20 protein-coding genes are annotated in these 21503 nt (G+C 72.1%); all 20 read right to left on the bottom strand.

The window, feature by feature from the left end; translation table 11 throughout:
• Positions 1-109: 109 nt before the first annotated feature.
• Positions 110-3958 carry an amino acid adenylation domain-containing protein gene (locus AB0F18_RS03610; protein WP_362054600.1) on the bottom strand — a complete coding sequence of 1283 codons (3849 nt, stop codon included), beginning with the start codon at positions 3956-3958 and terminating at the stop codon, positions 110-112.
• A 102-nt stretch (positions 3959-4060) separates the two neighbouring features.
• Entirely contained in the window at positions 4061-5002 is a 942-nt protein-coding gene (locus tag AB0F18_RS03615; RefSeq protein ID WP_362054745.1) for a ribose-phosphate diphosphokinase, read from the bottom strand.
• A gap of 11 nt (positions 5003-5013) precedes the next feature.
• Positions 5014-6096 carry an alkene reductase gene (locus tag AB0F18_RS03620; RefSeq protein WP_362054603.1) on the bottom strand — a complete coding sequence of 361 codons (1083 nt, stop codon included), beginning with the start codon at positions 6094-6096 and terminating at the stop codon, positions 5014-5016.
• A gap of 61 nt (positions 6097-6157) precedes the next feature.
• Entirely contained in the window at positions 6158-7102 is a 945-nt protein-coding gene (locus AB0F18_RS03625) for a pseudouridine-5'-phosphate glycosidase (protein WP_362054606.1), read from the bottom strand.
• Positions 7103-7112: 10 nt separating this feature from the next.
• On the bottom strand, positions 7113-7346 hold the full coding sequence (locus tag AB0F18_RS03630) for a tautomerase family protein (protein WP_362054609.1): 234 nt from the start codon (positions 7344-7346) through the stop codon (positions 7113-7115).
• 141 nt (positions 7347-7487) lie between these two features.
• A complete protein-coding gene (locus tag AB0F18_RS03635) occupies positions 7488-8405 on the bottom strand; it encodes an EamA family transporter (RefSeq protein ID WP_362054612.1) in 918 nt (305 codons plus the stop codon).
• On the bottom strand, positions 8405-9070 hold the full coding sequence (gene upp / locus AB0F18_RS03640; protein ID WP_362054615.1) for a uracil phosphoribosyltransferase: 666 nt from the start codon (positions 9068-9070) through the stop codon (positions 8405-8407). The genes AB0F18_RS03635 and upp overlap by 1 nt, the downstream gene beginning before the upstream one ends.
• Positions 9071-9168: 98 nt before the next feature.
• Positions 9169-9858 carry a phosphoribosylanthranilate isomerase gene (locus tag AB0F18_RS03645; RefSeq protein WP_362054618.1) on the bottom strand — a complete coding sequence of 230 codons (690 nt, stop codon included), beginning with the start codon at positions 9856-9858 and terminating at the stop codon, positions 9169-9171.
• Positions 9859-10022: 164 nt separating this feature from the next.
• The gene (locus AB0F18_RS03650; protein WP_362054621.1) at positions 10023-10961 is read right to left on the bottom strand and encodes an alpha/beta hydrolase; all 939 of its coding nucleotides are present in this window, start codon (positions 10959-10961) and stop codon (positions 10023-10025) included.
• A 51-nt stretch (positions 10962-11012) separates the two neighbouring features.
• Entirely contained in the window at positions 11013-11234 is a 222-nt protein-coding gene (locus AB0F18_RS03655; RefSeq protein WP_362054624.1) for a hypothetical protein, read from the bottom strand.
• Positions 11235-11241: 7 nt separating this feature from the next.
• The gene (locus AB0F18_RS03660; protein ID WP_362054627.1) at positions 11242-11739 is read right to left on the bottom strand and encodes a nuclear transport factor 2 family protein; all 498 of its coding nucleotides are present in this window, start codon (positions 11737-11739) and stop codon (positions 11242-11244) included.
• A 245-nt stretch (positions 11740-11984) separates the two neighbouring features.
• On the bottom strand, positions 11985-12212 hold the full coding sequence (locus AB0F18_RS03665; protein ID WP_362054630.1) for an acyl-CoA carboxylase subunit epsilon: 228 nt from the start codon (positions 12210-12212) through the stop codon (positions 11985-11987).
• A 99-nt stretch (positions 12213-12311) separates the two neighbouring features.
• On the bottom strand, positions 12312-13262 hold the full coding sequence (locus AB0F18_RS03670) for an ACP S-malonyltransferase (protein ID WP_362054633.1): 951 nt from the start codon (positions 13260-13262) through the stop codon (positions 12312-12314).
• A 23-nt stretch (positions 13263-13285) separates the two neighbouring features.
• Entirely contained in the window at positions 13286-14113 is an 828-nt protein-coding gene (locus tag AB0F18_RS03675) for a 4'-phosphopantetheinyl transferase superfamily protein (RefSeq protein ID WP_362054636.1), read from the bottom strand.
• On the bottom strand, positions 14110-14472 hold the full coding sequence (locus AB0F18_RS03680) for an acyl carrier protein (RefSeq protein ID WP_362054639.1): 363 nt from the start codon (positions 14470-14472) through the stop codon (positions 14110-14112). Before AB0F18_RS03680 ends, AB0F18_RS03675 begins: the two co-directional genes overlap by 4 nt.
• Before the next feature lie 67 nt (positions 14473-14539).
• A complete protein-coding gene (locus tag AB0F18_RS03685) occupies positions 14540-15889 on the bottom strand; it encodes an MFS transporter (protein ID WP_362054642.1) in 1350 nt (449 codons plus the stop codon).
• A gap of 223 nt (positions 15890-16112) precedes the next feature.
• On the bottom strand, positions 16113-18476 hold the full coding sequence (locus AB0F18_RS03690) for an SDR family oxidoreductase (protein WP_362054645.1): 2364 nt from the start codon (positions 18474-18476) through the stop codon (positions 16113-16115).
• 93 nt (positions 18477-18569) lie between these two features.
• Positions 18570-18839 carry an acyl carrier protein gene (locus AB0F18_RS03695; RefSeq protein ID WP_362054648.1) on the bottom strand — a complete coding sequence of 90 codons (270 nt, stop codon included), beginning with the start codon at positions 18837-18839 and terminating at the stop codon, positions 18570-18572.
• Between the two features lie 176 nt (positions 18840-19015).
• A complete protein-coding gene (locus AB0F18_RS03700) occupies positions 19016-20233 on the bottom strand; it encodes a ketosynthase chain-length factor (RefSeq protein WP_362054651.1) in 1218 nt (405 codons plus the stop codon).
• Positions 20230-21501 carry a beta-ketoacyl-[acyl-carrier-protein] synthase family protein gene (locus AB0F18_RS03705; RefSeq protein ID WP_362054748.1) on the bottom strand — a complete coding sequence of 424 codons (1272 nt, stop codon included), beginning with the start codon at positions 21499-21501 and terminating at the stop codon, positions 20230-20232. The genes AB0F18_RS03700 and AB0F18_RS03705 overlap by 4 nt, the downstream gene beginning before the upstream one ends.
• Positions 21502-21503 lie beyond the last annotated feature (2 nt).

Consider the following 21503-nt stretch of genomic DNA (forward strand, 5'->3'; position numbering starts at 1 on the left):
GTAAATCTGCGTCAGAAAGCCGTCGGAAAACCTCGGAAACACGAAAGGACGGCCGCCCCGCCGGAATTTCTCCGGCGGGGCGGCCGTCATCTTTCAGCCGCTTTCGCCCTTACTCGCCGAGCAGGTAGCGGATGTGCTTGACCAGCTCGCCGATGTCCTCGCGCAGCAGGCTGTAGTGGTCGGCGTCGAGGTCGATGACCGTCGGCGGCTCGGCCGAGTAACCGCTGCTGTTCTCCAGGAACGAGTAGTCGTCGCCCACGGCCTTGAAGATGCTGATCGGCGCCTGGAGGGTGCGCTCGGCCAGCTCGCGGAACGAGTACTCGAATTCGTAGGTCTGGCCCACGACCGAGATGATCCGCTTCGCGAGGTCGACGTCGATTCCCTTGAGCTCGCTGATGAACTCGGCGAAGGACGCCTCGTCCGTGGCGACCTCCAGGCACCGGTCGAGGTCCGGGCCGGAGATGGTGCCGGTGAAGACCGAGAAGAGGATCGTGGTGTAGCCGCGGTTGGCGAAGGACGCCTCACGGCCCCACACCTTGCCGTTCTCGGCGCGCACCTTCGGCGAGCCCGGGGCGATCAGGAAGAGGTTCTCCACCTTCTCGCCCGCCTGCTCCAGCTGGTAGGCGGTCTCGAACGCCACGCGGGCGCCGAAGGAGTAGCCCCACAGGGTGTAGGGGCCCGCCGGCTGGATCTCCTTGATGGCCTCGATGTCCTTCTTGGCCATCTCGGTGATGGTCTCGTACGGGGTCTCGCCCTCGTTGATGCCGTGCGACTGGACACCGTAGAACGAGCGGCCGAGGCCGATCTCGCCGGCCAGGCTGCGCAGGTTCATCGGGTAGCCGCCCAGACCCGGCCAGCAGATCACGGGCTTGGCCTTGCCGGTCTCGGCGTGCAGGCGCACCAGGCGCGAGGACTCCTGGGCGACCTCGCGCTCCAGGCGGCGGGCCAGCTTCTCGATGGTCGGGGACTCCAGGACGCTCTGCAGCGGCAGGGAGACGCCCAGGCGCGCGTTGAGCTCGCGGACCAGGCCGACGGCGATGAGCGAGTTGCCGCCCGACTCGAAGAAGTCGTCCTGCACGGAGGCGTTCTCGCGGCGCAGGGCCTTCTCCCAGACCGCCGCGATCTCCTTCTCGGTCTCCGTGCGCGGGGCGACGAAGGGGCGCTCCACGAGCTCGGCGTTGACCTGGTCGGAGGCGGCGAGCGCCTTGACGTCGATCTTGCCGTTGGCGGACAGCGGCAGCCGCTCGAAGACCACGACCCGGTTGGGGATCATGTAGTCCGGCAGGAAGCTGACGAGGTCGTCGCGGATGAGCTCGGCCGGACCGCGCATGTGGACGCTGTCCTCGCGCATGCCCTCGTGGGCGATCTGCTCGTCGCTGATGCGGCCGCCGACGAAGAAGTACATCGGACCGCTCTCGACGCCGTTGGCGCCGAGGACCGCGTCCATGCGGCGCGAGGCCGGCAGCGGGTTGCCGGTCTTGGAGCTGTAGCCGGAGGACATGAAGCCCAGGTTCAGCCCGTTCATCATCAGGTGCTGGAGCTTCTTGCCGAGGGTGATGTACTTCAGCCACTCCTGCTCGGCGCGGCTGTAGACGCTGATGCCGAAGCTGGCGGCCTGGTACACCGACTGGTTGATCGCGATGACGTGCTTCTTGAGGACGATGTCGTCCGAGAAGCGGGTCAGCTCGCCGTTCTCGTAGCGGTACTGGCCCTCGGGCAGACCGGCGATCTTGCCGCCGTGCGTCTGGACGTAGACCTCGGCCTGGTCGTCGCGCGGGCCCGCGTGCGGGACCAGCTCGAAGGTGCCCAGGTAGTAGTCCTCGTCGGCGACGTCGAGCAGGTCCTTGACGGCCGGCTCGTAGGCGCGGTCGTGGATGTCGAGGCCGTAGGCCGGCAGGATCTGCTCGAAGAGGCCGACCATGTGGCCGGTCTCGATCTCCAGGACCTCGACGATGTTGTTCTTGTAGACCGGCTCGATGCCGCTCTTCTTGCCGATGAAGTGGATCTGCGCGGTGGGCTTGCCGGTGGCCTCGCGCTCGCTGATCAGCACGAGCTGGTGGCGGACCGGCTGGTAGTAGTAGTAGCCCGGCTGCAGACCGCCGACGCCCTCCAGCTCGAAGTACATCTGCGTCGCGTACAGCGCGCCCGGGGAGGCGTAGCCGTACTTCGGCAGGAGCCGCTCCTCGCTGATGTACTGGCCGAACCAGCGCAGGATCTGGCCCAGTTCGGACGGGGCCAGGTCGGCGGCCTTGCGGGAGTAGCCCGCGGTGACCTTGGCGCCGAGCAGGCCGAGCAGGTCGGCCTGGGTGACGGCGCCGCCCTCGTAGAAGCGGTACGTCTTGCGGGCGAAGACCCGGGCGCGCTGCTCGGGGGTGGGCTCGGAGCCCTCCAGGTCGAAGGCCGGGCGGGCGGCCAGCTCGGCGTCGTCGCGCAGGCCCGGGTTGGACAGCTGCGCCTTGACCTGGAGCTTGCTCTTCTTCGACGCGTGGTGGGAGCCGTGGTTGCCCTGGTCCATCAGGGCGGCTTCCTTCTCGCTCAGCTCGATGCAGGCGATCAGGTTCTGGAAGCCGGTGCGGCCGTCGTTCTTGACGATGACGGCGGCGTTGCGGACCCAGTCGTGGTTCTCGATCGCCAGGGATATCTCGTCGAGCTCGACGCGGTAGCCGCGCAGCTTGACCTGGTTGTCGGCGCGGCCGGCGAACTGCACGGTGCCGTCCGCGTTCCACTGGCCGAGGTCGCCCGTCTTGTACAGGCGGACGGGCTCGGCACCCTCCTCCAGCTCGATCTCCAGGAAGCGCTCGGCGGTCAGGTCGTCGCGGTGCAGGTAGCCGCGCGCCAGCTGGATGCCGCCGATGTACAGCTCGCCGATCTCGCCGACGCCGACCGGCTTAAGGGTCTCCTTGTCGAGGATGTGGTACGTGGTGCCGTGCACCGGGGAGCCGATGGAGATGGACTGCGGTCCCTCGTCCAGGCCGGCCGGGTCGACCGGGAAGGAGGACGAGTTGATGGTCGTCTCGGTCGGCCCGTAGACGTTGATGAGCGCCCGGCCCGGCATCTCCTGCGTGGTCTGGATCGCCAGCAGGCGGGAGAGGGCCTCACCACCGCTGAAGATCTGCTGGAGCGAGACGCACTCGGGGAACTTCTCGGTGTCGATCAGACCCTGGAGCAGCGTCGGGACGCACTGGAGGGTGGTCACGTTGTGCTTGACGATGGTCTCGATGAGGCCCTCGGGGTCGGCGTAGACGCCGGGGGCGCCCATGACCACGGTCGCGCCGTTGGCCGGGGAGAGGATCTCCCACTGGGCGGCGTCGAAGCTCATCGGGGTCTTCTGCAGGATGACCTTGCTGCGGTCGATCGCGTAGGTCTCGCGCAGCCACCGCAGCTGGTTGACGATGCTGCGGTGCTCGATCATCACACCCTTCGGCTTGCCCGTGCTGCCGGAGGTGTAGATGACGTAGGCGAGGGTGTCCGGGCGGGCGTCGCCGCCGGCCGCGGCCTCCTGGCCCTCGGGGCGGACGAAGGCCTCGGACTCGCGCAGGGTCACGATGGTGACGTCCTGCGGGGCGAGTTCGCGCAGCCGGGACACCAGGCGCTGCTGCGCCAGGATGATCTTCGTCTCGCTGTTCTCGATCATGTAGCGGAGCCGGTCCTCGGGGTACTCCGGGGACAGCGGCAGGTAGGCGGCACCGGCGCCCAGGATGCCCCAGGCGCCGACCATGAGGTCGATGGACGGCTCGACGAACAGGCCGACGCAGTCGTCCGCGGAGACACCGAGGTGCCTCAGGTAGTCCGCCAGGGCCGAGCTTCTGGACGCCAGCTCACGGAAGGTGAGCTTTTCGTCCCGGTAGGCGACGGCGATTGCATCGGGGTGCTCGGCCACGCGCTCTGCGAGCAGGCCGGGCAGCGTCGTGGTCCCCTGCAGGGTGGGCTCGAGCACGCTGGTCTCCTGAAGAGTCATTTCCCGCTTCCTTATGACGTTCCGATGTGGAGCGGCTCGATGCGTGCGGCCGCCTCCCCCTACGGACGGACGGGCCCCCGTCGGGCCCGTCCGTCCGGGCGATCACCGGCTCTGCAGGAGCCGGGTTACTGATCCGTTCTCGAACACCGCGCGCGAAGCGCCCGCGATGAGCGGGGCGATGGACAGGACGGTGACCTTGTCCAGTCCGAGGCCCCCGGGCACCGGCAGGGTGTCCGTGAAGACGAACTCGCTCACCTGCGAGTTCTTCAGGCGGTCCGCTGCGGGGCCGGAGAGGACCCCGTGCGTGGCCGCCACGATGACGTCCCGCGCCCCCTGCGCGAAGAGGGCGTCGGCGGCGGCGCATATCGTGCCGCCGGTGTCGATCATGTCGTCGACCAGGACGCAGACGCGGTCGCGCACCTCGCCGACCACCTCGTGGGCGGTGACCTGGTGGGCCACGTCCTTGTCGCGCCGCTTGTGGACGATGGCCAGCGGCGCGCCGAGGCGGTCGCACCAGCCGTCGGCCACGCGCACGCGGCCGGCGTCGGGCGAAACCACGGTCAGGGCCTCGCGGTCCACCTTGGATCCGATGTAGTCCGCGAGGACCGGCATGGCGAACAGGTGGTCCACCGGACCGTCGAAGAACCCCTGGATCTGGTCGGCGTGCAGGTCGACCGTCAGGATCCGGTCCGCACCCGCGGTCTTGAGCAGGTCCGCCACCAGACGGGCCGAGATGGGTTCCCGGCCGCTGTGCTTGCGGTCCTGTCGCGCGTATCCGTAGAAGGGCAGGATCACGGTGACGCTGCGCGCGGAGGCCCGCTTCAGCGCGTCGATCATGATGAGCTGCTCCATGATCGACTTGTTGATGGGGGCCGTGTGGCTCTGGACGACGAAGCAGTCCGCGCCGCGCACGGAGGCGTGGTAGCGGATGTAGATCTCGCCGTTGGCGAAGTCGATCGCCTTCGTCGGGACCAGCTCGGTGCCCAGTTCCGCCGCGATCGCCTCGGCCAGCTCGGGGTGAGCACGCCCCGAGAAGAGCAGCATCTCTCCGTTGCTCACGCGGCGGTGGCCCCGTCGAGCGTCGGGTAGTCGGTGTAGCCGGTGTGGTCGCCGCCGTAGAACTTGCTCTGGTCGGCCTCGGCCAGCGCGGCGCCGGTGCGGATGCGCTCCGGCAGGTCCGGGTTGGCGATGAAGGAGGCACCGAAGGCGACGGCGCAGGCCACGCCGGCCTCCAGGGCCGCCTCGGCGACCTCGGCGTTGACCACGACGCCGTTCTCCGGGTGCGGGCACAGGACGATGGTGCCGGTCCACTGCGCGCGCAGGGCCGCGATGTGGTCGCGGTTGCCGCCCTCCAGGATGTGCAGGAAGGCGACGGGCGGCAGGGCCGCGACGAGGGCCTCGTACAGGGCGCGGGTGTCGCCCTCGACGATGTCGTTGTACGGGTTCGACGGCGAGATGCGCACGCCGACGCGGTCGGCGCCGATGCGCTCGCAGACCGCCTCGATCACCTCGATCGCGAAGCGGATGCGGTTCTCGACCGAGCCGCCGTACTGGTCGGTGCGCTGGTTGGTGTTCTCCGCCAGGAACTGGTGGAGCAGGAAGCCGTTGCCCGCGTGGATCTCCACGCCGTCGAAGCCGGCCTCGACGGCGAGCTCGGCGGCGTCCGCGTGCTCCTTGACGACCTCGGCGATCTCCTCGACCGTCAGGGCGCGCGGCTCCGGGTAGTCCAGCGGGCCCTCGGGGCCGTAGGCCTGGCCGGCCGCGGCGACGGCGGACGGGGCCACGGACTGGTGGCCGCTCGGGTAGAGCGAGGGGTGGCCGATGCGGCCGCAGTGCATGAGCTGCGCGACGATCAGACCGCCGTTGGCGTGCACGGCGTCGGTGACCGGCTTCCAGCAGGCGGCCTGCTCCTCGGTGTGCAGACCGGGGCTGTTGCCGAAGCCCTGACCGGTGACGGACGGCTGGACGCCCTCGGTGATGATCAGGCCGGCGGACGCGCGCTGACCGTAGTAGGTGGCCATCAGGTCGGTGGCGAGGCCCTCGGCGGTGGCCCGGTTGCGGGACATGGGTGCCATGACGACCCGGTTGCGCAGGGCCAGCTTCCCCAGGGTGACCGGCGCGAGCAGCTTCTCGGACATGTGTGTCTCTCTCCAGACTCAGGTCAACGCGTGGTGCGGTGGTGGTTCGAAGGGGCGCGGGTCAGCGCCCGGCGCGCTCCGCGAGGTGGGCGGAGTGCGCGACGGCCAGCCGTCCCGCCGCCTCGGCGCAGGAGGCGAGGACGGCCATGTTGGCCTTGGCCGAGCGGCCGTCGGTGGCCGCGTCGACGGCGCGCATCAGGTACTTGGTGATGGCCTGGCCGGAGACCCCGTCGCGGGTGGCCTCGGCGACGGCGGCACGGATGGCCGTGTCCACCTCGGCGGAGTCGATGGCGTCCTCCTCCCGGACCGGGGTGGTGATCAGGAAGGAGCTGTTGTTGCCGAGCGCCCAGTGGGCCTCGATGGCGCGGGCGATCTGCTGCTCGTCGTCCAGGCGGTGGGGCGCCTTGTGGCCGCTCGTACGGCAGTAGAACGCGGGGAAGTCGTCCGAGCGGTAGGCGACGACGGGGACGCACTGCGTCTCCAGGTACTCCAGGGTCAGCCCGAGGTCGAGGATCATCTTGGCGCCGGCGCAGACCACGGCGACCTTGGACCGGGTGAACTGGATCAGGTCCGAGGACACGTCCCAGGTCTCCTGGGCGCCGCGGTGCACGCCGCCGATGCCGGCGGAGGAGAAGAAGGGGATCCCCGCGAGCTCGGCCGCGACCACGGAGGAGGCCACGGTGGTGGCGCCGAGGCCGCCCTGCGCCAGGATGACGGGCAGGTCCCGGCTGGAGACCTTGGGGATGCCCGGCAGGGAGGCGAAGCGCTCGATGTCGGCGTCCGACATGCCGACGCGGATCTCCCCGGCCTCGATGCAGATCGTCGCCGGAACGGCTCCGCCGGCCCGTACCGCGTCCTCCACCTTGCGGGCGGTGGCCGCGTTGTCCGGGTAGGGCAGGCCGTGCGTGATGACGTTGCTCTCCAGGGCGACGACGGCCTTGCCTTCGTGGAGGGCCTCACGGACCTCCTCGGTGTAGACGACGGGGATGCCGCTGCTTGCGCTCATCGGGTCTCTCTCAACTCTCGTTCCAGTAGCCGGGCCGCTTGACCAGCAGCTCCCGGCGGGCCGCTATCTCGGAGAGGACCTGCTCCTCCCAGTCCTCCGGACGGATCGGCTCCAGGGAGATCGAGACGGTGTCCTCGCCGGTGGCGAAGGTCTTCGTCACGGCGGCGGTGACCGCCTCGTCGACCGCCCGGAGCTGCTCGGCCGTGAAGTCCCTGGGGTAGTGCCTGATGTGGATGTGGGGCACGGCTGAGGTCCTCTCACGATTCGTTCGTGCAGGGGGGGTTGGTGGCACACCGCGGACGGGGGAGGCCGCGGTGTGCCACCACCGCTCCCCGCCCGCCTCGGGGGCGGGAGCGGGCGGGGAGTCTCGGGCGGGTGTCCGTCGTTACGCCTGGACGGACGCCCGCGAGCTCGGTCGGACCGGCTCGGGCTCGGGCTTGGGCTTGCCCTTGCGCGGCTGGGCCAGGATCACGGACGCGACCACGGTCAGGGCTCCGACGATCTGGATCGGCGAGAGCGACTGGTCGAGGACGAGGTAGCCGAGCACGGTGGCCGCCAGGGGCGAGGCGAAGCTCAGGAACGAGACGGCCAGCGCGGGCAGCCGGGCCACACCGCGGAACCAGATCGCGTAGGCGAACAGGGCCCCGATGATGCCGAGGTAGGCGAAGCCCAGCAGGTTCTTGCCGGTGATCTCGCTCGGCAGGCCCTCACCGATCAGCGCGATCGGGAGCAGCACCAGGCCGCCGACGGTGAGCTGCCAGCCCGTGAAGGGCAGCAGGCCCACGCCTTCGGGACGTCCCCAGCGCTTGGTCAGCACGATGCCGGAGGCCATGCTGAGCGCGCCCAGCAGGCCGGCGATGACACCGGTGGCGTTGAGCCCGGCGTTCGGCTGGAGGACCAGCAGGGCCACACCGCCCGCGCCGAGGGCGCAGGAGATCAGGTGGATCGGCTTGATCTTGTCCTTCAGCAGGACCGCGCCCAGCAGGAGCACGATCATCGGCTGGATGGACATCACCAGCGCCGCGACCCCGCCCGGCAGGTGGTAGGCGGCCACGAAGAGCAGGTAGAAGAAGGCGCCGATGTTCAGCACGCCGAGCACCAGGGCGCGCCACCACCAGATGCCCTTCGGCAGCGTCCGCCCGATGAGCACCAGGATCAGGCCGGCGGGCAGGGCACGGAGCAGCGAGGCGAGCAGGGGCCTGCCCGCAGGAAGCAGCTCCGTGGTGACCAGGTACGTGGACCCCCAGATCGCCGGCGCGAGTGCCGTCAGCGCGGAGTCGACAAGGGTACGGCTGCTCTTCATCAGGCCACGGCCGAGTCGGTCGTGCCGAAGTAGCGGTCGCCGAAGTCGCCGATGCCCGGGATCATGAACGCGTTCTCGTTGAGGCGCTGTTCGATCGACGAGGTGACGATCTTGACGGTCGGGTGCTTGGCGTGGACGGCCTCGATGCCCTCGGGGGAGGCGAGGAAGTTCACGAAGACGATGTTCTCCTCGCGCACGCCGGAGTCGAGGAGCACCTCGATGGCCGCGTTGGCGCTGCCGCCGGTGGCGAGCATCGGCTCCAGGAGGAGGACGTGCCGGTCGGCGATGTCCTCGGGGAAGTTCTTGTAGTAGAGGTGCGGGAGCTTGGTGGTCTTGTCCCGCTGGATGAGCAGCTTGCCGACGGTGATGTCGGGGATGACCTGGCGCAGCTCGTCGAGCATCGAGTCGCCGGCCCGGACCACGGGCACGGCACACAGCTGGGGACCGAGTCTCAGTCCCTCGTACGTCTCTCCGACCGGCGTGATGGCCTCGTGCTGGTCGAACGGCAGCTGGTCGAGCGCCGATTCGAGCAGGAGACGGATGATGCGCCGGGAGTAGAACACGAAGTCCGCGCGGGAGGCTCTGCGGTCGCGGATGATCGTGTGCATGGCGCGGAGCTGGTTGGTCTGCGGCAGCGGGTGGACATTGTGGTGGCCGGTCGCCATGAGAAACCTGCTTCTCGTCGGTCGTGGAGACGTGCTGCGGCCGGGCCCGGGGCCGTGTCGGCCCCGGGAACCGCAACCGTGTGGGTCAGGTGCCGAGATCAGGCGCTGGCGATCTCGGCGAAGGCCTTCCGCGACTCGGCCACGAACTTCGCGACCTTGGCGCGGTCCTTGCGGCGGTCGTCGCCCTCGAGGAGGCTGTGCGCGTCGACGGCGGCGGGCTTGACGAAGCGGATCGCGTCGGCGACGTTCTCCGGGCTCAGGCCGCCGGCCATCATGAGCGGCTTGGGGGAACGGCGCACGAGCTCGGCGCTGACGTTCCAGTCGTGGGTGAGACCGGTGGCGCCCTTGGCACCGGTGGCCGGGTTGAAGGTGTCGGTGATGAACATGTCCACCACGTCGGCGACCTCGTCGACGAGCTGGAGGAGCTCCTCGGCGTTGTCCTCCTTCACGACCAGGCTCTTGAGCACGTAGAGGTCGGGGCGGTTGGCCTTGAGCTTGCGCAGCTGCTCCGGCTCGACGTCGCCGTGGAGCTGGACGGCCTTGACACCGAGCTGCGTGGTGAACGCGCTGATCTCGTCGGCGTCCGTCATGTAGCTGATGAGGACGCCCTCCTGCGGAGCCTTCAGGCCGGCGATGATCTCCGTGGCGGCTGCCTCGGAGATGTCGTCCTTGCCCGACGGGAGGCGGAGCGGGAAGCCGAACCAGTCGACGCCCTCCTCGGCCAGAAGCTTGGCCTCTTCGGCGTCGATGATGCCGGCGACCTGCACCAGGTCCTTCACGTCACTCATGTGTGTTCCTTATCGGGATGATCTGATGAATCAAAAAAATGCTGATGAATCAAGTCAGACGTGCGAGAGGCCGAGTGGACGTGTCCCGGTATGACGGATTTCGTTACACGTCACGGGATGCTCACGAAAAGCCTCGTAGGTACCGATCTGTTGGTCAACGGGATCTATGTCAGATCCCGGTCAACCTTCTTCATTTCCCGGTCAGTTGTGGCCGGGACCCGATGGATCCCGGTCTCGCGGGCGAGTAGACATTCCTCCAGGAAGGCCATGACCCGCAGGTGATAGCCGCGGGAGGCCCAGCCCAGACTGACGTTGTGTCCAGCATGCGGCTGAATCACCACCTCTGTGGAGGCCCCCTTCAGCGGAGTCCGAAGTTCCTCCATCGCCTCGCGGTCGCGCCTCCACCACAGCTCCTGTTCGGCGAAGGTGAAGCGCACGGGAGCCCGTACTCCGGCCGCCACGGCGGGGTACATCCCCGGCCACAGCGGGGTCTCCCGGGCCTCCTCGGCCGGGACCGGGCGCACCACGTCCGCGCAGGCCCGGAAGGCCTCCGGCGGGTAGAAGCGCAGCGCCCCCCAGTGCCGGCGCCACTGCCCGGGGAAGTCCGCCCCGGGCAGCTGCCCGGGCTCCACCGCGAAGTGGCGGCCGGTGCCGCACAGGTCCACGCCGAGCGGCGCGCACCGGCCCCGGGCCGCGGCCGCCGCGGACAGCGCGAGACGGCCGCCGTTGGAGTGGGCCACGAGGAAGACGCCCGCGCCGAGCTCGTGGCCGGCGGCGTACCCCTCCAGAGCGGCGAGCAGGGCGGCCGTCTGCCCGGCGAGGTCCAGCCCCCGGGGCAGGACGGCCGCGGAGGCCCCGTACCCGGGGCGGTCCAGGGCCAGTACGGCGAAGCCCAGCGAGGCGCCGAGCTCCAGCAGGGAGAACCCGGGCCGCACCCGGCTGTCGAAGTAGCCCGCGCTCATCCCCGCCCCGTGCAGCGCCACCACCACGGCCCGGGGTACGGGCGCGGCGGGCAGGGCGAGCAGCCCGGACAGCGGGACCCCGTCCGCGTCGAGGACGACGGACCGCACCGGGGGCGCGGCGGGGGACGGGGCGAGGTCCATGAGGGGTCTCCAGGGCTGGGTCGGTACCCCGGCCGGGATTCCCCGGCGGGGTCAGGTCGGTCGGGCGGGCCGGGTGCGCCGGTCCGGCCGGGCCGGGGCGGAGCGCGCGGCCCGGCCCCGGGTGACGGCCAGCCCCCAGGCGGCCCTGCGGCGCAGCAGCGCGGTCAGGGGAGGCGCCGGGTACGGCCGCGCCCCGCGGGCGGGCTCGCGTACGGGCTCGCGTACGGGTTCCCGCGCGGGCACCCAGTAGCCGGCGATCTGCACGGCGTTCATCCGGTGCTCACAGCCGGACTCCCGCGAGCTCGGGCAGCCGGACCCCGGAGTCCCACACGACGCGGAAGGAGACGTGGCTCAGCCGCCAGCCGGCTTCGGTGCGCACGGCGTGGGCCTCGGTGTGCCCGCCGACGTCGAAGTGGGCCGCGGGGCCCGCCCCGGCGTGGTGGACGTGGGTGGTCAGCTGCTGGGCGCGGATGACGGCCCGGTCCCCGTCGAGGGTGATGGTGTGGTTGGCGCTGACGTGGTGCGTGCGCGCCCACCGGTCCCGGGCCTCGCGCTGGAAGGCGGCGAAGGCCTCGACCCCCGTGCACACGCCGATCGGGAAGGCGAAGGTGGCGTCCTCCGTGAAGAGCACGGCGAACCGGGCCTCGTCCGGACCCGTTCCGTCGAAGGTGTCCAGGGCGGTGACGTACTGGTCGAACAGCTCACGCAGCTCGGTGCGGTCGCGCAGCACCCGTATCTGGTCGCGCAGGTCCGCGATGTCGTCAAAGGTCGATGGCATGGCCTCTCCTGTGGGCGGACTCACGGAATCGGCGGTCAGGAGCGTCCGCCCGTGAACTCCTTGACCGAGGCGATGACGTGGTCGGGCGTCCCGTCGGCCGGCGCTGTCGGCGAGGCCGCCGAACCCGTCGAGCGCGTCCGGCCGGCCCGGCCCGGGGGCCGCCCGGACGGAAGTCCAGGCATGCCGGGGAGCCGCGCGGCCCGACCGGCCGGCCCGCGGCTCCCCCGCACGCTTCCCGCGGAGCGTTAGGCGGAGCGGGGCTCCCGCCAGGTGCGGGCGCCGTGGAAGGCACGGGGCTGTCGCGGGCAGCGCCAGCCCGCCAGGGTGGGTCCGCCGCCGGCCGTGCCGCCGTGCTGGCCCTCGTACGCGGCCGCCCGGGCCAGGACCACGGCGGTCAGCGCCGCCAGTTCCTCGGCGTCGGGACGCCCCTTGACCACGTGGATGAGCCGGCCGGTCTCCTGCTGCCTGTCCATGGACTGCTCCTCGTCTCGTGACCTCCCGCCGGCGTTCACGCTGCGGGTTCCGTGCGTGCGGGCGGGGCCGCGGGCGTCCTCGTGTCCGTGGGCCGCCGGTCAGACCGCGCTGGCGCTCAGCTCTTCCACGGCTTCCGCGAGCCGTTCACGCGTGTGCGTGCTGTGGACGCGGGCCCCCGGCAGGATGCGGCGGACCAGCCCGCCGAGCACCCGGCCGGGGCCCACCTCCACGAACCGGTCCGCTCCGGAGGCGGCGAGCGTCTCCACCGCCGCGGTCCAGCGCACCGGGCTGGTGAGCTGGCCGCGCAGGGCGACGACGGCCTCGGCGGCCGTCGTCACCCACCCGCCGGTCACACCGGAGACCAGCGGCACGGACGGGTCGCGGAACTCGGTCGCGATCAGCGTCTCGGTGAACTCCGCCTCGGCCTCGCCGAGCAGGCTGGAGTGGAACGGGCCACCGGTGCGCAGCCATTCCACCCGCGCCCCGGCCGCCCGGGCCTCGTCGGCCACCCGGGCCACGGCCTCGGCCTGCCCGGACACCACCGTCTGCCGGGGCTCGTTGTCCCCCGCCACCTCCACGACCTGGCCCGTGGCCGCCCGGCTCTCGGCGCACAGGCGCGTCAGGTCCGGGCGGCTCAGGCCGATGACCGCGGCCGTCGCGCTGCCGACCCGGTCCCCGACGGTGGCCACCAGCTCGCTGCGCAGCCGGACGAGCCACAGCGCCTCGGTCCACTCCAGGGAGCCCGCGGCCACCAGCGCCGCGTACTCGCCCAGGCTGTGGCCGGCCACCGCGTCCGGCTCCAGGCCCCGGCCGCGCAGGACCTCCAGTACGGCCATGCTGGTCAGGAAGGCGGCCGGCTGCGCCACCGTCGGGTCCTCCAGGTCGCGCGGGGACCCTTCGACGCACAGCCGGGACAGCGGGAACCCGAGGAGGTCGTCGGCGGTGCGGTAGAAGGTGTCGGCGAGGTCGGGCCGCAGGGCGAGCAACTCCTTGCCCATACCGGCGCATTCGGAGCCCTGGCCCGGGAAGACGAAGGCGGTGCGGGTCATCCGGTCACGTCCTTACTTGCGGTTCAACTGGCGAGGACCGTGTCGCTCGGTCCGGGGGCGGCGGAGCCGCACACGGTGTTGCCTGCGGCCAGCCAGGTGTCGGGCACCCACCTGACGTTGACGACCTTGGGGGCCTGGCCCTTGACCGCCACGGCGGCGGCGTGGGTGGTGTCGGCCGGAACGCCGACCATGGTCCAGCCGTCGGGGTGCCGGTCCAGATCTGTGCCCAGGTAGTCCTCGGCGGGTGAGCGGCTCAACCCTGTCCCAAGCCCCTTGAGAAACGCTTCCTTTCGCGTCCAGATCTGGCCGAACAGGTGCCTGCGCGCGTCGCCGGACCCGGCCTCGGCGATCTCGGCCTGCTCGTCGGGGTGCAGCGCCTTGGAGCAGATGTCCACCGTCTCGGCTCCGGGGAGTTTCTCCACGTCAACGCCGAGCGGGACCGTTCCGACGCCGACCATGGCCACGCCCCCGCTGTGCGAGAGGGAGTAGTGCAGGGGCGGCGGCGGGGGCGCCAGCGCCGGGCGGCCGTGCGCCTCGCCGCAGCCGGGGCAGGGCTCGCGCATGAAGCGGACGTCCTGGGGCAGGGTCGCCGTGTAACGTCCGAGCAGCCGGCGCACCGCGACGTGTGCGGCGGCGTAGAGCATGCCGTCCGACTTGCGGATGAAGGCGTCGGCGCGCTTGCGCTCGCCCTCGTCGAGTTCGCCGACCGCGAGGGCGTCGGCGTCCGCCCCGGTGGGGCGGCGGATCAGCCAGAGGTCGACCCGGTCGGCGGAGAGGGTGAAGTCCGGCCGGTCGAGGCCCTGGTGGTTCACCACCGGACGGGCGGCCGGCAGCAGGGTGGTAGTCGTCATGCCGGCACCGCTGTCCCGTGCAGGTGGGCCTCGGGGCCGAGCTGGCCGGCGAGGCAGTCGATGAGCTCCTGGGCGCTGTTGGCGAGCAGCAGCCGCTGGAGGTTCACGTCGACGCCGAGCGTGGCCTCCATCCGGTACTGGAGTTCGATACCGGAGATCGAGCCGATGCCGAGGCAGCCCATGGGGCGGCCCGTCGTGTCGACGAGGTGCGGTTCGATGCCGAGGATCCGGCCGAGCTCCTCGCGCACGTACTGCTCCAGGATCCGCGTGCGCTCGCGCAGCCCGGCGGTGGCCAGGACTGCCATGTCGGGCCTGGTCATGTGCACCAGGCCTGTGGCTGTTTCGTATGTCTGTGACATGTGAAGTGTGGTCATGATGCTTTCCGGGTCGTGGACGGCACCGCCGGGTGGGAGAGGGATCCGGCGGCTATCGGGAAGGGTCGGTCGAACGAGGTGCGAGGAGGCCGGCGAGGCCGGCGCCTGCGCCGGCCAGACCGACGGCGGTGACCAGCCAGAGCGCTGCGCCCCGGCCGGCGGTCGCGTACAGCGCGGACGTCAGCGCGGGGGTCAGCGCGGCGCCGAGCTGCACGCAGGTCTGGTAGAGCCCGCCGGCCGCCGGCTGGAGGGCGGGGGCGAGGGATCCGGTCGCCTGGAGGTGCAGGGCGGTGAAGGCGAAGACGAAGGCGAGTCCGACGAGGGACATGGACGGAACCAGTTCGGCATACCGCACCCCGCCCCCGCCGGAGCGCGGGTAGAGCGCGTATCCGAGCGGTGCGGCGAGCGCCCCGGCGGCGACGGCCCGCGCCGGCCCCAGCCGGGCGGCGATCCGCCCCGAGTGCAGGGCGGTCAGGGCCAGCGGCGCACTGGCGGGCAGGAACCCGAGGGCCGTCTCCCAGGAGGTCCACCCGCCGCGCCGCAGATCGAGCGCGGCCACCAGCAGGAAACTCACGTAGGAGCCGTTGAGGGCGGCCGCCCCCAGCGCCGAGCGCACGAGCGGGGCGTGCCGCAGCAGCGCGGTGTCCACGAGCGGCCGCGGGGAGGCCCGTTCGGCCCGTACGCATACGAGACCCAGCACGGCCGCCGCGGCCGCCGCGCCCCACTGCCCGCCGGCCAGCGCCTGGACGAGCAGCAGCACCGCCCCGGTCAGCGCTCCCCCGGCCGCCACCGCGTGCCACCGCGGCCCGCCCCCGGGCCCGGCCGGCTCCCGGGGGACCAGCCGCAGCCCCGCGGCGAACAGCAGCAGCGCGACGGGCGCCGGAAAGGCCAGGGTCCACCGCCACCCGGCCTCGGTGAGCAGCCCGGACGTCAGCAACCCCGTACAGAACCCGGCGGCCCCGAACAGCGAGTACACGGACACGGCCCGCCGCCGCGCGTCCCCCTCGGGGACGGCGGAGACGATGATGGCGAGCCCGGTGGGCGCGGTCAGCGCGACACAGAAACCTTTCACCACACGGGTGGCGATCAGCGGGCCCGCACTGTCGGCGAGCGCCCCGGCCAGCGACGCGGCGGCGAAGACGAGCAGCGCGGCGAGGAAGACCCGCCGCCGCCCGAACCACTCCACCAGCCGCCCGCCGAGCAGCAGCGCCCCGCCGAACCCGGCGGCGAAGCCGGTGACGATCCACTGCACGCGGGTGACGGAAGCCCCCAGCCCGCTGCCGACGGCCGGCAGCGCCACCAGGGTCGCGGACACCTCCAGGGCGTCCACCAACATGTTCGCGGCGAGCACGGACACCAGAGCCCAACGGGCCCCGACCCGGGCGCCGGAGGAAATGCTCATCGAGGACTACACGCTCGCGTTTCGAAGAAGGGGGCGGACCGCCCGGGGAGGGATCCCCGGCCGGCCCGCCCACCGCCGGCGTGGCGCGTGGGATACACACGCCGACGGAACTCAAAGCCCCAACGCCGCGAAATCCGGCCTCGCCGGCGTTTGAGGCGCGGGGTCTGGGGCGGAGCCCCTGGGGGTACCTCCCAGCGGTAGCTGGGGGAGGAACCGGAACGGCTCAGCCGAGCAAGGTGCCGCCCGTGGCGTCCACGAACGACCCGGTGATCCACCGCGCCTCGTCGGTGGCGAGGAACGCCACCACATCGGCGACGTCCTCCGGCTCACCCACCCGGTTGAACGCCGACAGCCCCGCCATCTGCTCAACGGCCTCGGGAATGTCGAACACCGGGTTCCCGTTCCGCGTGATCCCCGGCGCGACCGAGTTGATGGTGATCCCGCGCGGCCCGAGCGCCTTCGCGAAGTGCAGCGCGAGCTGTTCCAGCGCGCCCTTGCTCATCGCGTACGCGATCTCGTCCGGATTCGCGAACCGCGTCAGTCCCGACGAGATGTTGATGATCCGCCCGCCGTCCGGCATGTTCCGCAGCGCCCGCTGGATCAGGAAGAACGGCGCCTTCGCGTTGACCGCGAAGATCCGGTCGAACTGCTCAGGCGTGACCTGGTCCGCCGCGACCCCGCCCATCACCCCGGCGTTGTTCACCAGGATGTGCAGGTCCGAGGAGCCGGTCCGCTCCAGCAGGTCCTCCTCCAGCGCCGAGAACAGGTGCTCCACGTCACCCTCGACGCCGAGCTCGGTCCGCACCGCGAACGCCCGCCCGCCGTCCTTCTCGACGGAGGTCACGACCTCGCGCGCGGCCGTCTCGTCCTGGTGGTAGTGGACGGCGACGAGCGCGCCCTCCTGCGCGAGCCGCATCGCGGCGGCCCGGCCCATGCCCCGGCTCGACCCGGTGACCAGCGCGGTCCGGCCGGTGAGCCGTTCCGCGCCGACGCCCCGCCGGACCCCGGCGAGCGCGGCCGGTGCCACGGAGACGCGGGCCGGTGCCGCAGCGGCGACGGCGGGCTCCGGCACCACGGGGGCGGCGTCCGGCCGCTCGGCCCCGAACCACCGCGTGAGCGCCTCGGTGAGCGCCCCCGCCCCCGGCCCGTCGGCCCAGACCACGTACCCGTCGGGCCGCACGAGCACCGCGCCCCTCGGCTCGTCGGCCCCGCCGGCCCCGCCGCCCACGGACATGGCGGCCACGACGCGGACCCGGTCGCCCCAGGCCCCGGCCGCCTCGGCGAGCTCGGCCCGCCGCGCCTCCTCGCCCGGCGGCAGGAGCAGCAGCCCCCGCCCCGGCCTCAGCAGGCCGAGCACCGTGGTGCTCCCGTCGGCGGTCGTGACCTCCCAGGCCGGCGCCCGCAGGCCCAGCAGCTCGGAGACGGCGGCGTCCTCGCCCACCTCGTGGCGTACGGAGAGCCCCGAGATCAGCCCGGCCAGGTGCGTGCGTACGTTCTCGCCGGCGCTCAGCTCGGCGAACACCTCCCGTACCGCGTCCACCTCGGGGCCCCCGAGCAGCAGCAGCGCCTGGGTCCGGATGTTGCTCTGCACGCCCTGCCCGACCGCGTGCCGCTCCTCGTGGTAGGTGTCGAGCAGTGCGTCGTCGCCGTGCCCGGCGATCCGGGCGCCCAGCTTCCAGCCGAGGTTGAAGGCGTCCTGGAGGCCGAGGTTGAGGGCCTGGCCGCCGATGGGCATCTGCTGGTGCGCGGCGTCCCCGGCGAGCAGCAGCCTGCCGCGCCGGTACGTGTCGGCCTGCCGGGAGGCATCGCCGAACGAGTTCACCCACAGCGGGGTGCCGCCGCCGATGTCCTCGCCGGTGATGCGCTTCCAGGTGTCGGCGACCTCCTCGAAGGAGGGCTGTCCGGGCCGGGGCCGCGCCCCGAACTCGTGCACCATCACCCGGGTGACGCCGTCGGGCCGGCGGGCGGCGACGACGAGCCCGCCGGCCTTGCGCTCGAAGCGGCGGTTGGGGATGTCGATGCCCGCCACGTCCGCGCGCAGCAGTTCGCGTTCGGCGTCGGTGCCGGGGAAGCCGAAGCCGCCGAGCCGGCGCACGGCGCTGTTCTCGCCGTCGCAGCCGACGGCGTACGCGGCCCGGAAGGACCGCTGCCCGCCGTCCTCGGTGCGTACGTCGGCGAGCACCCCGTCCTGCGTCACGGTCAGTCCGGTCAGCTCGTGGCCGCGCCGGATGTCCGCTCCGAGGTCGGCCGCCCACTCCCCGAGGACTTCCTCCAGCCGGGTCTGGGCGACCTTCCACTGCCCCGGGTAGGGGCCGGGCAGGCCGAGGTCGAGGGGGATGCCCCCGAAGTGTCCGGCGCTCTCGCGCGGTACGTCGCCGATCGCGTCGAGCAGGCCGCGGCTGTCGAGGATCTCCATGGTGCGGGCGTGCAGGGTGGACGCCCGCGATTCGGAGGTCGGGGCGGTGAGCGTGTCGAGCACCACCACGTCCGTGCCCGCCAGCCGGAGTTCTCCGGCGAGCAGCAGTCCGACGGGGCCCGCGCCGACCACGATCACCTGGGTCTCGGTGAGGTCCTGATCGATGGCCATGGGCGTACTCCCTTTCTGTGGGGCGGGGTGGGGGCGGAAAGGTGGTGGCGGGGTCGGAGCCACGGCCCCGGCGAGGGGCCGGGCTCCGACCGGTCAGGCGTTGACGGTGACCTTGAGGCTCGCGTTGATGGCCTCGACCAGGGAGCGCGGCGTGCTGTGGTCGGCGAAGATGTCGTCGTCGAGCGTGATGTCGAACTCGCGCTCGATACGGCTGCCGGTCTCCAGGAGCGCCAGCGACTCGTAGCCGAGCGACTCGAAGTCGGTGTCGAGGATGTCGCCGTCGAGGTCGACCTCCTCGTCGGCGCCGGCGCCCTCCAGGAGGATGCGCTTGAGGTCGTCGATGGTGAATTCCTGCTTGGACACGTCGGGTCCCTTCATCGGTGTTCCGCACCGGTCTTTCCGGTTGCGGGAGTTCGGTGCGGGGGCATGGGCGGCGTCCGCCTCCGCCGGGGGAAGGAGGCGGAGGCGGACGCGGGTGGGGCGGAGCCACTGGACGGGTCCGCTCGGCGGACCGCCGGGCGGAGCGTCGGCGGGACCGCTCAGTCGAGTGCGCGCAGCACCACCGCGGAGTTGAATCCGCCGCGGCCGCGTGCGAGGACGAGCGCGGTGCGCACCGACGCCGTCCGCGGCCGCAGGGACACCAGGTCGATGTCGTGCGCGGGCGAGAGCTCCACGTTGATGGTCGGGGGGATCAGTCCCTCGCGCATGGCGAGCACCGCCGAGACCACGTCGATGGGCGCCGCGCCCGCGGCGATCCGCCCGGTCATGGTCTTGGGCGCGGTGACCGGTACGCCGAGCGGTCCGAAGACCGCGGTGATGGCCTCGGCCTCCTCCCGGTCGAGCCGCGGGACGCCCGCGCCGTCGGCGAAGACCACGTCGACCTCGGCCGGGTGGCATCCGGCGTCGGCGAGCGCCGTCTCGACGGCCCGGCGCAGGCCGGGCTCCCGGCCGCTGCCGGGCCGGGGGTCGAGGGTGGCCCCGTACCCGGCGAACTCGGCGTAGACGTTGCGCGCCCCGCGGTCGGCCGCGCTCTCCTCGTCCTCCAGGATGATCAGCGCACCGCCCTCTCCCGGTACGTAGCCGGAGGCGGCCTCGTCGAAGGGCAGGTAGGCGCGGTCGGGCTCGTCGCTGGTCGACATGTCGCCGCCGGCGAGGTGCGCGGCCCACCCGAGCGAGCAGATCGAGGCGTCGAAGCCGCCGGTGGCGATCAGCCGGCTGCCCTTGCGGAGCCGGCGCCGGGCCTGGGCGAGGGCGTCCAGGCCGCCGGCCTGGTCACCGACGAGGACGCCGGTGGGCCCGCGCAGGTCGTTGCGCACGGCGATCTGGCCGGTGTTGACGGCGTAGAACCAGGCGAACGACTGGTACGCGCTGACGTGCTTGGGGCCCTGGCCCCAGAGCTTGCGCAGCTCGTTCTCGCCGAACTCGAAGCCTCCTGAGCCGGCCGCGGTGACCACGCCCATGTCGCAGGGGTGGAGGTCCCCGGGGGCCAGTCCCGCGTCCTCGAAGGCGCAGTCGGTGGCGACGAGGGCGAGCTGCGTGACCCGGTCGGTCTGCGGTACGAGCCGGCCCGGCAGGTGTTCCCCGGGGTCGAAGCCGTGGATCTCCCCGGCCAGGCGCGAGGGGTAGGAGGAGGTGTCGAAGCGGGTGACGGGCCCGATGGCGTTCTTGCCGACGCGGGTCGCCGCCCAGAAGTCGTCCACCCCGAGGCCGCTGGGGGCGGCCACGCCGATGCCGGTGACCAGGGTCCTGGCGCTCATACGGTCCTCCTGTCGGGCCGGGCCAGCACCATCGCGCTCTGGAAGCCGCCGAACCCGCTGCCGACGGTGAGGACGGCATCGGTGCGGTGCTCCCGCGCGACGATCGGAACGTAGTCGAGGTCGCACTGGGGGTCGCGCATGCGCAGGTTCGCGGTCGGCGGCACGACGTGGTGGCGCATCGCGAGGACGGACGCGGCGATCTCGATGGACCCGACGGAGCCCAGCGAGTGTCCGATCATCGACTTGACCGAGCTCACCGGCGTGCGGTGGGCGTGCGGGCCGAGGGCCAGCTTGTAGGCGGCCGTCTCGTGGGCGTCGTTCTGCCGGGTGCCGGAGCCGTGCGCGTTGACGTAGTCGAGGTCGGAGGGGTTCAGGTGGGCCTCGTCGAGGGCCACGGTGATGGCCTCGGCCAGTTCGCGGCCGTCGGGGCGCAGCCCCGTCATGTGGAAGGCGCTGGAGCGGGAGGCGTAGCCGGCGACCTCCGCGTAGACGGTGGCGCCCCGGCGGCGGGCGCTCTCCAGCTCCTCCAGGACGAACACGGCGGCGCCCTCGCCGAGGACGAAGCCGCGGCGGGTGGCGTCGAAGGGCCGGGAGGCCCGCTGCGGGTCGTCGTTGAGGGAGGTCGTGGCCTTGATCGCGTCGAAGCACGCCAGGGTGAGGGGCGTGATCGGGGCGTCGGTGGCGCCGGTGACCATGACGTCGGCGCTGCCCTCGCGGATCAGGTCGACGGCGTGCGCGACCGAGTCGATCCCGGAGGTGCAGCCGGTGGAGACCACCGTGGCCGGACCTTCGGCGCCGACGGCCCAGGCCACTTCGGTGGCGAAGGAGCCGGGGACGAAGTGGTCGTACAGGTCGTCCGGGGCGCGCGTGTGGTCGACCGCCGCGAGGCGGCCGTGGTCGCTGGCCGCGCGGTAGGCCTTGTCGAGGCTGGAGACGGCCCCCACCCCGGTACCCATGCTGACGCCGGTGCGGTACGGGTCGAGTCCGGCGAGGTCGAGGCCGCTGTCGGCCACCGCCTCGCGCGCCGCGACCACGCCGAACTGGGCGGCGCGGTCCATGCGGCGGATCTCGCCGTCGGTCAGGCCGTGGAGCTCCGGCAGGAAGTCGGCCTCGGCCGCCACCCGGGAGCGGAAGGGGGAGGCGTCGAAGTGGGTGATCTCCCGCGTGGCCGTGCGCCCCGAGCTCAGCAGGTCCCAGAACTCGCCGACGCCGATGCCTCCCGGCGCCAGCACCCCGATGCCTGTGATGACTACCCGGCGGGCCACGATCG

Source organism: Streptomyces sp. NPDC029216 (assembly GCF_040648015.1).
In the GTDB taxonomy this organism is placed as follows: Bacteria; Actinomycetota; Actinomycetes; order Streptomycetales; family Streptomycetaceae; genus Streptomyces.

Bases quoted from the DNA above. Each gene is read 5' to 3' on its own strand.
- AB0F18_RS03650 (WP_362054621.1), bottom strand. From the start codon at position 10,961: ATGGACCTCGCCCCGTCCCCCGCCGCGCCCCCGGTGCGGTCCGTCGTC.
- AB0F18_RS03610 (WP_362054600.1), bottom strand. From the start codon at position 3,958: ATGACTCTTCAGGAGACCAGCGTGCTCGAGCCCACCCTGCAGGGGACC.
- AB0F18_RS03685 (WP_362054642.1), bottom strand. From the start codon at position 15,889: ATGAGCATTTCCTCCGGCGCCCGGGTCGGGGCCCGTTGGGCTCTGGTG.
- AB0F18_RS03680 (WP_362054639.1), bottom strand. From the start codon at position 14,472: ATGTCACAGACATACGAAACAGCCACAGGCCTGGTGCACATGACCAGG.
- AB0F18_RS03625 (WP_362054606.1), bottom strand. From the start codon at position 7,102: ATGAGCGCAAGCAGCGGCATCCCCGTCGTCTACACCGAGGAGGTCCGT.
- AB0F18_RS03700 (WP_362054651.1), bottom strand. From the start codon at position 20,233: ATGAGCGCCAGGACCCTGGTCACCGGCATCGGCGTGGCCGCCCCCAGC.
- AB0F18_RS03690 (WP_362054645.1), bottom strand. From the start codon at position 18,476: ATGGCCATCGATCAGGACCTCACCGAGACCCAGGTGATCGTGGTCGGC.
- AB0F18_RS03660 (WP_362054627.1), bottom strand. From the start codon at position 11,739: ATGCCATCGACCTTTGACGACATCGCGGACCTGCGCGACCAGATACGG.
- AB0F18_RS03675 (WP_362054636.1), bottom strand. From the start codon at position 14,113: ATGACGACTACCACCCTGCTGCCGGCCGCCCGTCCGGTGGTGAACCAC.
- AB0F18_RS03620 (WP_362054603.1), bottom strand. From the start codon at position 6,096: ATGTCCGAGAAGCTGCTCGCGCCGGTCACCCTGGGGAAGCTGGCCCTG.
- upp (WP_362054615.1), bottom strand. From the start codon at position 9,070: ATGGCGACCGGCCACCACAATGTCCACCCGCTGCCGCAGACCAACCAG.
- AB0F18_RS03655 (WP_362054624.1), bottom strand. From the start codon at position 11,234: ATGAACGCCGTGCAGATCGCCGGCTACTGGGTGCCCGCGCGGGAACCC.
- AB0F18_RS03645 (WP_362054618.1), bottom strand. From the start codon at position 9,858: ATGAGTGACGTGAAGGACCTGGTGCAGGTCGCCGGCATCATCGACGCC.
- AB0F18_RS03670 (WP_362054633.1), bottom strand. From the start codon at position 13,262: ATGACCCGCACCGCCTTCGTCTTCCCGGGCCAGGGCTCCGAATGCGCC.
- AB0F18_RS03615 (WP_362054745.1), bottom strand. From the start codon at position 5,002: ATGCTGCTCTTCTCGGGGCGTGCTCACCCCGAGCTGGCCGAGGCGATC.
- AB0F18_RS03635 (WP_362054612.1), bottom strand. From the start codon at position 8,405: ATGAAGAGCAGCCGTACCCTTGTCGACTCCGCGCTGACGGCACTCGCG.
- AB0F18_RS03665 (WP_362054630.1), bottom strand. From the start codon at position 12,212: ATGGACAGGCAGCAGGAGACCGGCCGGCTCATCCACGTGGTCAAGGGG.